Origin of the sequence: Alkalihalobacillus sp. AL-G (assembly GCF_030643805.1) — a bacterium.
Lineage (GTDB): Bacteria > Bacillota > Bacilli > Bacillales > Fictibacillaceae > Pseudalkalibacillus.
This window is the reverse complement of the sequence record NZ_CP094656.1, coordinates 1,100,174-1,112,991: the sequence shown is the minus strand read 5'-3', so window position 1 is coordinate 1,112,991 and position 12,818 is coordinate 1,100,174. Positions and strand designations below refer to the sequence as shown.

At 35.7% G+C, this 12,818-nt stretch carries 20 protein-coding genes; 5 read left to right on the top strand and 15 right to left on the bottom strand.

The window, feature by feature from the left end; translation table 11 throughout:
* Positions 1-142: 142 nt before the first annotated feature.
* The 6 genes from MOJ78_RS05750 to MOJ78_RS05725 all read right to left on the bottom strand — a co-directional run bounded on the left by MOJ78_RS05750 (position 143) and on the right by MOJ78_RS05725 (position 2,493).
* Positions 143-595 carry a RibD family protein gene (locus MOJ78_RS05750; protein ID WP_304980244.1) on the bottom strand — a complete coding sequence of 151 codons (453 nt, stop codon included), beginning with the start codon at positions 593-595 and terminating at the stop codon, positions 143-145.
* On the bottom strand, positions 558-821 hold the full coding sequence (locus tag MOJ78_RS05745; protein ID WP_304980243.1) for a dihydrofolate reductase family protein: 264 nt from the start codon (positions 819-821) through the stop codon (positions 558-560). The genes MOJ78_RS05750 and MOJ78_RS05745 overlap by 38 nt, the downstream gene beginning before the upstream one ends.
* Before the next feature lie 216 nt (positions 822-1,037).
* A complete protein-coding gene (locus MOJ78_RS05740; protein ID WP_304980242.1) occupies positions 1,038-1,646 on the bottom strand; it encodes a metallophosphoesterase family protein in 609 nt (202 codons plus the stop codon).
* A gap of 32 nt (positions 1,647-1,678) precedes the next feature.
* Positions 1,679-1,888 (bottom strand): hypothetical protein, encoded by a 210-nt coding sequence (locus MOJ78_RS05735; protein WP_304980241.1) that lies wholly within the window; start codon positions 1,886-1,888, stop codon positions 1,679-1,681.
* A gap of 73 nt (positions 1,889-1,961) precedes the next feature.
* Entirely contained in the window at positions 1,962-2,216 is a 255-nt protein-coding gene (locus tag MOJ78_RS05730) for a hypothetical protein (protein ID WP_304980240.1), read from the bottom strand.
* A gap of 67 nt (positions 2,217-2,283) precedes the next feature.
* Entirely contained in the window at positions 2,284-2,493 is a 210-nt protein-coding gene (locus tag MOJ78_RS05725; protein ID WP_304980239.1) for a hypothetical protein, read from the bottom strand.
* A 288-nt stretch (positions 2,494-2,781) separates the two neighbouring features.
* Here MOJ78_RS05725 and MOJ78_RS05720 point away from each other — a divergent pair, with 288 nt between their 5' ends.
* Positions 2,782-3,159 carry a hypothetical protein gene (locus MOJ78_RS05720; protein WP_304980238.1) on the top strand — a complete coding sequence of 126 codons (378 nt, stop codon included), beginning with the start codon at positions 2,782-2,784 and terminating at the stop codon, positions 3,157-3,159.
* A gap of 53 nt (positions 3,160-3,212) precedes the next feature.
* Here MOJ78_RS05720 and MOJ78_RS05715 read toward each other — a convergent pair whose 3' ends face one another.
* The 4 genes from MOJ78_RS05715 to MOJ78_RS05700 all read right to left on the bottom strand — a co-directional run bounded on the left by MOJ78_RS05715 (position 3,213) and on the right by MOJ78_RS05700 (position 6,289).
* Complete coding sequence (locus MOJ78_RS05715; protein WP_304980237.1) at positions 3,213-3,653, bottom strand: VOC family protein; 441 nt, start codon at positions 3,651-3,653, stop codon at positions 3,213-3,215.
* Positions 3,654-3,723: 70 nt separating this feature from the next.
* The gene (locus tag MOJ78_RS05710) at positions 3,724-4,767 is read right to left on the bottom strand and encodes a flavin-containing monooxygenase (protein WP_304980236.1); all 1,044 of its coding nucleotides are present in this window, start codon (positions 4,765-4,767) and stop codon (positions 3,724-3,726) included.
* 144 nt (positions 4,768-4,911) lie between these two features.
* Positions 4,912-5,598, bottom strand: coding sequence for a Dph6-related ATP pyrophosphatase (locus tag MOJ78_RS05705; RefSeq protein ID WP_304980235.1), 687 nt, complete (start codon positions 5,596-5,598; stop codon positions 4,912-4,914).
* Between the two features lie 268 nt (positions 5,599-5,866).
* A complete protein-coding gene (locus MOJ78_RS05700; protein ID WP_304980234.1) occupies positions 5,867-6,289 on the bottom strand; it encodes an Lrp/AsnC family transcriptional regulator in 423 nt (140 codons plus the stop codon).
* 151 nt (positions 6,290-6,440) lie between these two features.
* Here MOJ78_RS05700 and MOJ78_RS05695 point away from each other — a divergent pair, with 151 nt between their 5' ends.
* The gene (locus MOJ78_RS05695) at positions 6,441-7,016 is read left to right on the top strand and encodes a cysteine hydrolase family protein (RefSeq protein ID WP_304980233.1); all 576 of its coding nucleotides are present in this window, start codon (positions 6,441-6,443) and stop codon (positions 7,014-7,016) included.
* The gene (locus MOJ78_RS05690; protein ID WP_304980232.1) at positions 7,013-7,210 is read left to right on the top strand and encodes a DUF1272 domain-containing protein; all 198 of its coding nucleotides are present in this window, start codon (positions 7,013-7,015) and stop codon (positions 7,208-7,210) included. Before MOJ78_RS05695 ends, MOJ78_RS05690 begins: the two co-directional genes overlap by 4 nt.
* A 23-nt stretch (positions 7,211-7,233) precedes the next feature.
* On the opposite strand, the gene MOJ78_RS05685 is transcribed toward MOJ78_RS05690, so the two are convergent.
* Together MOJ78_RS05685 and MOJ78_RS05680 are read right to left on the bottom strand one after the other, a co-directional pair.
* Positions 7,234-7,584: a VOC family protein gene (locus MOJ78_RS05685; RefSeq protein ID WP_304980231.1), complete on the bottom strand. Its 351-nt coding sequence runs from the start codon at positions 7,582-7,584 to the stop codon at positions 7,234-7,236.
* A 27-nt stretch (positions 7,585-7,611) separates the two neighbouring features.
* Entirely contained in the window at positions 7,612-8,022 is a 411-nt protein-coding gene (locus MOJ78_RS05680; RefSeq protein WP_304980230.1) for a hypothetical protein, read from the bottom strand.
* A gap of 593 nt (positions 8,023-8,615) precedes the next feature.
* On the opposite strand from MOJ78_RS05680, the gene MOJ78_RS05675 reads away from it, so the two are divergent.
* Both MOJ78_RS05675 and MOJ78_RS05670 read left to right on the top strand, forming a co-directional pair.
* The gene (locus tag MOJ78_RS05675) at positions 8,616-9,041 is read left to right on the top strand and encodes an ATP-binding protein (RefSeq protein ID WP_304980229.1); all 426 of its coding nucleotides are present in this window, start codon (positions 8,616-8,618) and stop codon (positions 9,039-9,041) included.
* A complete protein-coding gene (locus tag MOJ78_RS05670) occupies positions 8,986-10,548 on the top strand; it encodes an ATP-binding protein (protein ID WP_304980228.1) in 1,563 nt (520 codons plus the stop codon). The genes MOJ78_RS05675 and MOJ78_RS05670 overlap by 56 nt, the downstream gene beginning before the upstream one ends.
* Positions 10,549-10,699: 151 nt before the next feature.
* Here MOJ78_RS05670 and MOJ78_RS05665 read toward each other — a convergent pair whose 3' ends face one another.
* From MOJ78_RS05665 to MOJ78_RS05655, 3 genes are all read right to left on the bottom strand, one after another.
* Positions 10,700-11,158: a fructose-bisphosphate aldolase gene (locus MOJ78_RS05665; RefSeq protein WP_304980227.1), complete on the bottom strand. Its 459-nt coding sequence runs from the start codon at positions 11,156-11,158 to the stop codon at positions 10,700-10,702.
* 174 nt (positions 11,159-11,332) lie between these two features.
* Positions 11,333-11,917 (bottom strand): hypothetical protein, encoded by a 585-nt coding sequence (locus tag MOJ78_RS05660; RefSeq protein ID WP_304980226.1) that lies wholly within the window; start codon positions 11,915-11,917, stop codon positions 11,333-11,335.
* 33 nt (positions 11,918-11,950) lie between these two features.
* Positions 11,951-12,790, bottom strand: coding sequence for an alpha/beta fold hydrolase (locus MOJ78_RS05655; protein ID WP_304980225.1), 840 nt, complete (start codon positions 12,788-12,790; stop codon positions 11,951-11,953).
* Positions 12,791-12,818 lie beyond the last annotated feature (28 nt).

Sequence of the window (12,818 nt, the reverse complement as noted above, 5' to 3'; positions counted from 1 at the left end):
GTGAATAAAGATGACAATTTCCCGTTAATATCCAGAAAAACTTTTAAGGGAAATAAACATAAGCAAATGATTCGATTAGTTGAAATCACTGACTATCGAAAATCGAACCCGTTGCCAAGCCCCTTTCTAATTCCTTTTGCTGTTATTTTCGGACTCTATAGTGGAGCCGAATTGCTCCCTGTTCTCCAATTGGTCTAGTATTTAAAAGCTCTAATTGTGTTACACCGTCTAACGATTCCAATTCTTCACTATCGAAAATGGAAGGTGTTTGTCTTCCTCCGACTGCTAATGGGGCTAGAACTAGGCTGATTTCATCAATTAATCCTTGTCTTAAGAATACACCTTTAATTGAACCGCCACCGCTAAGTCCTAATTTTTGAAATCCTATGTCATACAGTTTTTCCAGTGCGAGTGATAAGTCGATATGTTTTCCGGTGCCAGCCAAAATATAACGGATTCCATTATTTTCAAGCTGTTCTATGTATGTCTTTGATACGTCTTCTCTTGTCACAACGATTAATCCTTCTGTCTGATGCCAGTTAATTCGTCCCCTGCCATCAAACACAAATGTAAGCTTTGGATAGTTTCGGTTCATAGATTGAACGCTCTAGCTCGATCCAATCATTCCCCCAAACAATTAAACTTTCACTGCCTGACATTAACCCATCACATTTCAATTCGTCGTATAGCTGATGAGTAAGTTCATTTGCTTCTCCATCGATCCCTGCTGCTGTCCATTCGGATACGTTTCTTCCTGGTCCCGTTGTCATTTTTCCGTCAATGGAAGAAAAAACATTTAAGATTATCTCTGGTTTTTGCAATACAATCACCACTTCCCTGAACTTTACACAAGTATAAAAAGCCCAAAAAATAATGTCAGTGATTTTTAAAAATGAACTAATGAAGTTGACCTCCATGAAATATTTTTAAAATAAATTCTCGTTCAGGAACTTGGAGTTTTTCATAGGATTTCAGAAATGAGGAATTATCGTACTTCACATCGATTGGTTCAACACTAACGAAAGCATTTTTTATCGTTATAATTGCATAACGAGCAATTGGACGATCATAGCACCCAAGTGAACCAGGATTAATATATTTCGTTTTATTATTCGAAAAATAATGAGCAGGATGATGGTGACCGAAACCGATAAAGTCCTCTGTGTATCCTGTAAATAGTCCTTCCATATTTTCAAGACTTGGGGATACGATTCGGCTAAATGGATCGTTACTAATGGTTCATTCAATTTGTGTTTTTCAATATGGTAATGGATAAAAAGTAGAGAGTTGCCAAATATATTCTTTTTAATCAATCGTGGTATTTTTTCTAACTGGGCAATATATGATTTATCCATTCTCTCAGCAATCCATTCATGATGCTCTCTTACATGTATATGGCTTTTCGGATGTTCTTCACCGTTTATCAAAGCAAGTACCGCTTCATCATGATTTCCAGTTATCATTGAAATATCGTTTCTTGCAAAAAGCGCCTCTAATACTTCATTGGTGTCCGGTCCAATCGCAATCATATCTCCCAAGCAAAAAATGTGATCGATTTCCTGCCTTTTATCGATGTCATCAAGAACTGCGTTTAACGCTGGAAAATTACCATGAACATCTGTAAAAATAGCAATTTTTGATTGCATAACAAATACACTCCAATATGTTTAGCTTCCTATTATTCTTGTGAATTACTCTTCCCCTTCAAACATTCGCCAATCTTATGTATTTCAATGAGTAATAGAATGAAAAGGCCACAAAAAATCCCGAATAGTGTTGTATAGCCTACAAGTTCTTCTGACTTCGGGGAATCCGAAAACAACATTGCTCCGAAAATGAAGCCCCCGAATCCACCAAATATTAAAGATAAGACGATATTTATAACCATCATAAGTCCCCTTTATTAAGCTTTTTAGTAAGAATTACATTTTTAATAGTGTACCAGAAAAAAGGCTTGTTAATTAATTTCCTTTAGTTGCTCTTATTGGAATTTTTTCTATTGAACTAAACGGTTCTTCAACAATCGCGAAGAATAATCCAGATTTAAATATTTGTAACTCTCTTTCCTTCCCTTTCACTATTAACTTCATTTTTTGAATTGAGCGATCATTAGCTTTTCCGGCTAAAAAAACCGAAACTTTCACACCCGTTTTTGTTTCAAAGTTAAAACCTGAGACCATATAAGAAGATTCGCTGTCAAATCCACTGTATGGCATGCTCCTAAATCAACTGAATCCTTTTTTACTTTCAGTGATACTCGCAACACCTAAGTAACCATCAGACTCATAAAATACTATTGTCCCCCCCTTTGTAATCCACAGTAGATAAAGCTGTAGCGCTGTTAAATTTATGTGCTTCCGGTTGTAATCCATATTCAATTGCCTTTTCCTTTGTATGAAACCATTTAATGTCTTCATTTACTTTTTCTGTTTTATTACAACCTACTACTAATATGATGGCTATAACAATTAACAAACTTTCTATTCTTTTCATTGAATCCCCTTTCAAGAAACGATTTTGTTCGTTTAAACATCATGTTCTCCTTTTAACCTTTTTACCTCTTTTTCCAAATAATCAAGACGTTTGTGAATTCGATAAAAAATCGGTAAGTACGCTATTACCACAATGATTACCCATCCCATTGATTATCACCCCACTATCATTCCATATTTTAGTTTTGGAATTATTCCTTTCGATTAATATGTATGATAATCTAATATTATCAAAAATTACCATTTTGAGATATATAGCATCCAATTTATGAACATTGGAGAGATAAGAATGAAAAGCTTCGTTAAAATTATAGTTATATTAACTGTATTTGCAGCGTTTTTTGTGATTGTCAGATTTGGAGACGCTTTGTCACAAGAGGGAAATCCTGTTCCGATTTTGACCGCAATCACGAAACTTCATATTTCAAATAACAATTATGAACCATTTTCTGAGTCTGATTTCGATACAAGATATGTTTCAGAAAATACCGGGAAATCCCGTTATAATGTCGTTAAGGAGTTTATGGAGGAGAAAGGATGGGTTTATCAAGAACAAATGGGATCGGGACTGATTTTTAAAAATAGTGATCAGACCATCACTATTAGTACGATACAATACTCTAGACACTACATCCTATGGAACATTCCAAATGAAATCGTTGACTAAAAAATATAAAAAAACACCACTTTTCTGGTTAGGAAAAATGGTGCCTTCGAAAATTAGTTTTGTTCAGTTACGTGTGTGGACACTTGCCAAACTACACCGAATTTGTCAGTTACTTGTCCGTATGCTGGACTCCAGAACGTTTCTTGAAGCGGCATACCTACTTGACCGCCATCTTGCAATTTATCAAATACTTCTTTCGTTTTATCCGCATCATTCGTCGTTACAGTTACGTTCACATTATTTCCTACCTTGAATGATTCACTGTGGGGCCCCGGGAACGTATCCGAAATCATCAGATCTGTCTCACCGATTTTCAAATGTGCATGCAATACGCGATTTTTCGCATCTTCAGGAAGTGGGTATTCTGGGTTATCAGGCATATCACCAAATGTTTGTAATCCTAATACTTTTGCCTCTAGAGCTCTTTCATAAAACTTCACTGCTTCTTGACCATCGCCACCCAAGACCAAATACGGATTGATTCCTAAAATCATTCAATACACCATCCCTTTTTTAATATTTTAACAGTTGCTAAATCCACTATAGAACAAATGTTCGGTTTAATCAAGTTTTTGTTAAATGATTTTTAAATAAGTACTTCGCATCATGACCTATTCCATTCAACTGAGCAGATCCTACTCTGGAAAGCCAGGGCAAACCCAAAAAGTACATGCCGTCAACAGGACTTACTCCTCTTTGATGTATTGGTTTTTTTTGAGGATCTAATACTCCGGGAATTTTAATCCAACTGTAGTCAAATTCAAATCCTGTTGCCCAAACGATGCTGTTCACTCTAACTCTTGTTCCATCCTTGAATTCTACTTCATGTTCATCAAATAAAACTGCCCTCTCTTTTACAAGTACCTTACCACTTTTGATCAGTTGATTAATTTCCATACCAATCACCGGTTCGTACTGTAGGCGCTTAGCTAGTTTAGAGCCCGCGGGTACTTTGGACAGGAGTGTTGCATCAAGCCACCAAAATAAACTTCGGTTTAATAATTTGGGCGGTATACATACGAGTTTGTGCCCTGTAGAAAGATATACACTCCGGCTATTAGATAGTTCAGAAGCAATTTGTGAACCGGAGTTTCCAGATCCGATCACTAATGTTGTACCTTCCGGGAGTTGCGAGGGTCTACGGTATTCTGAGGAATGGATTTGAAAAACTTGATCAGATAATGTCCCTTCCAATTTAGGGACGAATGGCTTTTGAAATGGTCCCGTAGCAATTACTACCTTATTTGCTTGGATATCACCTTGTGTTGTTGTAGCTATGTATTTGTCGCCAATCTGTTCAAGCATACTTACTTTTGTATTTAGATGAACAGGCATGGAGAAATGTTTGGCATAGGATTCAAAATAGTCCGCAATTTCATCTTTTACAGGAAAACCCTGTGGATCACCAGTCAACGCTAAACCAGGTAAAGAACAATATGCTCTTGGACTGAATAAGACGAGGGAATCGTATCGTTTTCTCCATACATCCCCTATTCGTGTGGATGAATCAACTAATACAAAGGACTTTTTTGTGTGTTTTAAAAAATAGCCCATCGCCAATCCTGCCTGTCCAGCACCAATCACCAGTACATCAACTTCTCTTTTCAAGCATCATTCACCTCCGATTCACTTCTTCAAAATATGTACATAACGTAGATTTATGATCTGATTAGTCTACATGCACAATCTTCCAGCCACCGTTTTAAAGCGCACATTAGGTTTTACAGGAATCCATTATTCGTTTTTTTGTTTTTAAATGCGAATTAAATCTGTAAAGCAAAACCTATCCTCGCCTGTCATTAAATCAGGAGCTACTTTTTTCTCGCCGATAGTGAAATTTATCCCTGATTTAAATATTGGTCCATCGTAAACAAAAGAATGATATTCACCATATTCACCACATGGATCAATCTCTTTTGGAATATTATGAACAAAGTCATTATCAATTTTTTGTCCTGAGAATTCTTTTCCTAACTTCGTCAAATCCACACATGAAATGATAGTTTTATAACCTAGCAATAAAAATCTATTCAATATTTCAGATGTATCTACTCCCCATATCGGAAAAATAGGTACAACTCCTGTATTCTTCAGCATATCTTCACGATATTTACGAATGTCTTCAAGAAATATGTCTCCAAAGGCTATATGCTTTATTCCATCACTTTTTATTTTATGTATCGCTTCAGTCATTATCTCATTGTATTTTTCATTGGAGCAATTTTGTGGAATACGTACTATTCTTAAGGGAAGGCCTATAGATTTTGCTTGTGCAACCAATAATTCCTCTCGAACTCCATGGATACTGGTTCTGTTATAGGCATCGGTCACTGTTGTCATCAATGAATCAACTTCAAATTCATCTGAATTTAATAGATCATGTAAAGCTAATGTTGAATCTTTGCCACTAAATGAAACAACGATATTTTTCTTTGACATTTGTATCACATCCTACTAAAAAGTTAACATCATATATAATATTTTGGGTCTGTATTATTTTTAAGGTAGTAGTTTTAGAGGTTCAGTATATTCGTAATTTCTCCAATAAGTCCTTCATTCTGATGAACACCTAATTCCGAATTGGTCATTATTCTCCTTTCAATATACTTGAAGGTACAATTCTTCACCTACACAACTTCTGTATAGTGTAAAAAAATCCTTTTCGAACAAACAATACGTTTGGTGTTGTTTTTAAAATCTAAGCCAATCAAGAAAACGGCTTATACTCCACTGTCGATGAAAGGTTGATCAATGTTGATGGTTGCCCATATTCCATAGCCTCATCAATAAACTCTTCCAGGTTCTTAACAGATTCAGTTATGATCTTTACCAAATAACTGAATTGACCTGCCAACCGATGACATTCGATTACGTGTGGATGTATTCTGCAAAACTCCCTGAACGCCTCACATCTTCTCGTGTCGAACAGAATGAAAGCAGTAACGTGTTTATTCATTTTCTCTGGATTAATAATAGCCCTGTAACCTTTAATAACTCCTTTGTCCTCTAACTTTTTAACCCGCTCATTTGTTGCTGGAGTTGAAAGTCCAACTTTTTTCCCCAACTCTGTCATTGAAACTCGTGCATTTTCTTGTAGATGTAGCAGAATGCTCTTATCAATCTCATCCATCTCTGTCTACCTCCTGATTTTAAAATTGAATGCAAAATAGAATAAATCCCTTTATTTCTTTCGTATATTTACTAAAAACCATAATATATCTATGTAAATAAAACAAGAATAATTTTACAATTTAGTTATGATAAAGCAAGGAGGAGAGAAGATGATTCCTACAAATGCCCCATTTCTAGTAATTGACGTTCAGAGAGCATTTGACCATTTGTCATGGGGGAAACGAAACAACTTAGAAGCAGAGAATAATATTGTTTCACTTATTGATTTATGGAGAAAAACAGATCGTCCGATTATTTATGTACGACATATTTCCAATGAGAAAACTTCACTTTTTTACATGCATAGTATCACAAGCAACTTCAAAGAAATGATCATTCCGAATGCAAACGAAACGGTTATACACAAAAAAGTGAACAGCGCATTTATTGGAACAAACTTAGAAGAAATTCTAAGAGGGATGAGGTGTACTAAGATTGTTGTTACTGGCTTAACCACCAATCATTGTGTAGAAACGACGACACGAATGGCTGGAAACTTAGGTTTCAATCCGATTTTAGTTTCGGATGCTACAGCAACCTTTGATCGAAAAGGTGTAAATGGGGAGATGTACGATGCTGAAACCATTCACCAAATGTCTCTTGCAAACTTAAATGGAGAATTTGCTGAAATTATGGATACAAAAACAATCCTAGAACTTCTGGTAAAAAGTGAGGTGAAACAATGAGCTTACTAATGAAGGGTAATTGTGAAGATTGCAAGAAAGTATTTACGAATACATCTGATGCGTACATTTGTGTTCATGAGTGCACATTTTGTGACGATTGTACAAATAAAAATAATCGTGTTTGTCCCAACTGTGGTGGGGAACTCGTATTAAGACCAAAACATACTTCTCAAAATCATTGTCCTATAAATTAATTAGAACATTGAAACAACCTGATTTACCGTTCATCAGGTTGTTTTCCCTTCTCCTCCCACACATTAAAAACCATTCCGAATGGGTCTCGTACATAACAATCTTGACCTTTGCCTTCCCATCGGACAATTTCACATCCATTTTCCAATAAATGCTTTTTGGCTGCTTCAAGGTCGTCAACGACAACCTCCATCACTGGTCCAAGGTTTTCATTTCCATCGATTAAAAAGATGTTGTTAGTATCTGTTCGGAAATCGATTTCGTTAACAAAGCTTTGTTCAGGCTCCTTGAAGCCAAGTGCCTTTTCATAAAAATCTTTAGCTTGTTCTACATTCTGCACCTGGAATCCGATATTGTTTGAAACCTTGTATTTCATGTTATGTCAAGCTCCTTCTTTTTAGAGTTAATTCTGCCATACAACTTCGATATCTTTTTGTACTTTGGGCTTATCAATGATTACAATCGAAATTGGGGTGTACATTACGGCATCCCCCTCATTATTGTTAATCAACTTGGTCTTGATCGTAATCAATTGATCACTTACATCGACATCAGAAACATTAAGGTCACTACAGTCACAGCCTTCATAACCACCAGAAATGATAATGTATGTTTTGTTGTCCTTTGTTAGCGTTTTGTTCCATTTACCTTGTTTTTCAAGAGGTAACTCGTCACCAAAGTCGTACCAAGTTGGAGTGTTTCTTTCAACATTTTCATGTACCTCAAAATGGTCTTCGAAACTTTCTTCACGCTCAATATTTGAAAAACAAGACGTCAATAATAGAAGCATACTAAACAAAACTAAATTCTTCATTATGACCTCCACAAAATTGTCAATAGTTCGTGAACTTCAACGTTTACTATTTCGGTAAGATATGTAAACAATTTTACCATTATTTTGGAGTTGATTAATAAAAATTCAACAAAAAACCCGCTGTGCTTTTGCATTTTTCCACAATGGATTTTAGTACATATTTTATAATTCATTCGAATTCAATGCATGTTTAAAACTGTCATAAGTTACCGCTTTTAGAACGAACAATTTTCAATAGATTTCTCTCAAATCCATCTTTTTTCGAACCAATTGACAAATGTCAGCTTTTTAGAAGCATGTATCCATCGAGGTATCATTGCGTAATTTTTTACTATTCCATAACAGGGACAAATGGATTGGAGACAAGGTGGTAGTGAGTGAGAGTTTCGGTCTTGAATGGCGGTCCTATCAAGAACAATTAAAAACAAGAAAAGTGAAATTTTTGTTATAAAAAGCTTCTAGATAAGTAGAAACAATTACTATATAATATTCTATGATAGGACTTTTTTCCTTTATTTGATTTGAAATACATATAACCGTTTTTAAAAGCTTTACTGCATTACTCGATATTGACTGGAGGATAAACCCTTTCCATGGTAAAGCATACCATTTCAATAAACACAGAGAATGACATCCAGATTGCTCTTCACTATGTTCGTAAAATTCTTAATTTTCTATCATTTTCTGATATGGATAAACAAAAAGTCATCGTTTCTGTATCTGAATTAACGCAAAACATTTTGGATCATGCCAATCATAATGGGCTTTTTATTTGTGAATCCATTGATAACCAGGCTATTCAAATTACTGTAAAAGATAATGGCCAAGGGATTGACAATTTGGAACAGATCCTGGATGGTTATGAACCCCAAAAGCCGAAAGGACTTGGATTGGGGTTGGCAGGTGCAAAAAGGTTAATGGATGATTTTGCTGTTGAATCTACAAAAGGGGGGACGACAATCGTTGCAATCAAAAGGAGAACAGAGATACGAAATCGAAAACAAAGAACATTCTTCTAAAGACCAATTAGCTTCCTTGGGCCAAATTGCAGCAGGGATTGCCCATGAAGTTAAAAATCCTTTAACAGCAGTAAAGGGATTTCTTGATTTATTAAGAAAGGAATCACCCCATCATTATATAGATGTCGCATACTCCGAACTGGAAAATGCCCTTGCGACGATGGAAAATTTATTACATGTGTCTAAACCTGACATGAAAAATGAACCTTTAACAGTAATTAATCTCTGCTCAGAACTGGAGTCTTTATTATATTTATTCAAAGATAAATCCTATGACGTTCACATCGAAAAAAATTTCACAGATACTGATGCACAAATATATGGCAAAAGGAATCAAATCAAGAAAGCATTTTTCAATCTTATAAAAAATGCATTTGAAGCAATAGGTAATAAAGGGACGATCTCGATCAAACACTTTCAATCAGGTGAATTTTTAAGCGTGTACATATCAGATACGGGTGAAGGAATTCCCAAAGATAAAATAAAAATGCTTGGTACCCCATTTTTTTCAACAAAGTCAGATGGTACTGGAATGGGGTTAACTCAGGTATTTTCAACTATTTACGGCCATGATGGCAAAATCAAAGTAAATAGTAAAGTGGGTACAGGAACGACGTTTGTCATTCAATTTCCTGTTAATAAATCATATAAAGACACTGGGGTGAAAAATTTGGAGTTAGTGTATAAAGATGCGAAAGATTTTACAGATTATTTTTGGCAAAATGAGAAGGCATTTAATAGTTTACTAATGTCTGAAGGAAAAGAAGTGTATAACCATATAACCGACTTAAATGAGGTTGATGAAGAGTTTTTATTTGAATTCACTAAAAAAGTCGTAAACTTACTAAATGACACAGATCAACACGGATTAATTTTAAGTGCAAAAGAACAAGGTAGGAATTGGGCAAAATACGAGTTGAATGTCATCTTGATTCTAGAATGGATTCAAACGATTCGTAAAATATATTGGGACTTTTTATATAATTATCATCAACAGGTTGAATTGGATTATCAAGGGTTTTTCCAATTAGAACGAAAGGTTAATTTCAATTTAGATACCTTCATGAAACATTTTGCATCGAGCTTTACTGAGTATAAAAATGAGCTCCTTGATTCACATCGTGAAACCATCGAGGAATTAGAAGTGCCTGTTATACCCTTAATGGATTCCATTGCAGTCCTCCCAATTATTGGTGCTGTTGATACACAACGCGCGCAAAAAATTCAGCAAGATGTGTTAGAAAATATCTATAAATACCAGCTTAAACAGATTATCATCGATTTATCTGGGGTTCCGTATATGGATACCGCTATTGTAAAGCACCTATCCAAAATTATTAACGGTATTAGGATTCAGGGTTGTAAGTCCATTATGACCGGTATTCGTCCTGAAATAACCAATACGATGATTGAATTGGGGATTGAATTTGATAATCATGTAGAAACAAAGGGCTCATTAAAACAAGCGGTAGAAGAACTTACCCATGAAAAAGCAGTATTAAGTTAGGGATTCATTTTTAATATCTTTTGAGAATTGCCGATCAACATGATTATTGCAATATAGAAGTGCAGAGCTTTGCAAAGGAAAAATGCAGAGCCCTGCACTTTATTTAAACTAGGATTAATCACCTTTTGATTGTTCCTTTCATGTGGAATGATTACTCATTCGTAAATTCAATTAACCTACCAATAGTAAATTCTTTTTTTATTGGCTCCCCCTCTATTGTTTCCCAGGAAACCATTAAAACTTGAGATTCAAAGGCTTGCTTTATCTCTGCATTTTCTAATCCCTTAGAGTAAAAAACGAATTCCCATCCTGATCTCGCAAAATTTTCACCCGTATTATCCTGATTAAATCCTCCGCCAAACCAATAACGTTTTCGATCAATCGAATCAATAATTTGTTTCCACCTTGGAATATCAATTTTCTGAAATGTTATGCTTTCTGAATGTTTCATTTCAAGGTTGAACGTAAATTTCCTAAAATCATCTTTAGTGGGGTTCTCTAACCAAGATGTTCCAACTGAATCGTACTCCTCGTCGGTCAAGGTAGCTACATGTACATCAATATTAATAATTGGTCCATTTATAAAATTGCAAGCATCTTGTCCAAGCAATAATGTGATGAGTAAGAATATCGCAAATATCTTTTTATCTGATCTCAGGGTTTATCACTCTCACTCTAGTCATTTATATCCGCTTTTTCAACAGGATCCTGTAATTGCTTTTCGAAACTGATTTTCTTTTTATAATTAAAAAAGCTCACCCGTTGTTCCTCCCCTCTCATATTGCTACTTAGACTTGCTAGCCTCCCTATAAACATCACTCGGAATTTGATTGGCATACTTCATAATGATTGCATTGAGTTCGTCTAGTGTTAAGTCTGGATTTTCTTGTTTCGTTTCTGGAGAGTACATTCTTTTCTTGATTTCTTCCAAATTATTTTCAATCGTCCTTAATAAATTGATTTCCCTTTGATCAAGCTTACCATCTTCCCCGAGCGGTGGAATTTTATTTTGATTGAAATTCATTCCATATAATAAATCAGATGTTTGACGAAAAAATTGTGAATAGTAAAGGTCGTCTAAAAACAGATCACTGCTTTTGAGAATGTAGTGGGTTTTCAATAAGTCATTTTCCAATAATCGAATTACGTGATTTAAACTAGCATTTTCCGGTGTTTCTTCAATCAGATATTGTATCCTTCCTTGAGAGTCTTGTACGGAAAAGTAAAAGTTATTTATAAAGGTTTGGTAATGGCGCTTTTCTTCTTTCATTTGTTGGTAAGAATCATAGGTAAGTACACTTATCGCAATAACTAATAAAACGATAAGAGCAACCATCCACTTCATAGCTTTGTTCATTCTATTTAACAAAATCAGAATTCCCCCTAATGTCGTAAACGTATATTATCTGAAGAAGTTTGATGCGTATTCATTCATTTCGTCAGGTTTCTCGACAACTGTCCAGTGGCCGCAATTCTTGACTTCGACTAATTCGGCGTGTGGAATGTGTTTTAAAAGCAGGTCCTTAATGCGTTCAGGTGTCAAGATATCATGACTTCCTTGAGCAATAAGGATTGGGATATTTGCAAGACGGTCCAAAAGAGCTGTCACATCATATTTTTCCATCATATCCTTTCCAAGTGATTGATTGACGGTGTCGTTTATGGCTTTGTTGTGTTTGCTGTTCAATGCATCCTTTGAAAAAAGATAGTATGGGTCCAGTACGTTTAACTCCGACTCGATCGACGCAAGTCCCATTTTCCTTCCTAATTGAATCGTAGAAACCTTCAATTTATCAACAAGTGATAGTCTCCTGTTAAGCTCTTTTCCGAATACTCGGACGCCCTCAGCAGATGCTCCAACTGCAGCAGTCAGAAGGATTTTATTGACTCTTTCCGGATATGTTGTTGCGTAAAGGAGTGCCAGCATGGATCCCCACGATTCACCAAATAGGTTTATTTTTTCATAGCCAAGTTCCCTGCGGATGGATTCGAGTGTCTCGACTTCATCACGCATCGTGTATCGACCATTAGGTGCAGGCTCAGACTGACCGCATCCCCTTTGGTCGTAGAGGACCAACTTATATTTTTCTGCAAGTGGCAGGACATGCGGGAGGAAAAAGCGGTGCTCACTCCCCGGACCGCCATGTAAGAAAACAATCGGCTCCCCTTCACCAATTATCTTGACGTGAATTTGTGCTCCGTTTATGTTCATCCGTTCAATTCTTTCTTTTTTATCAACCACATGTCCTTTGTTCACTCCTAGCATAATC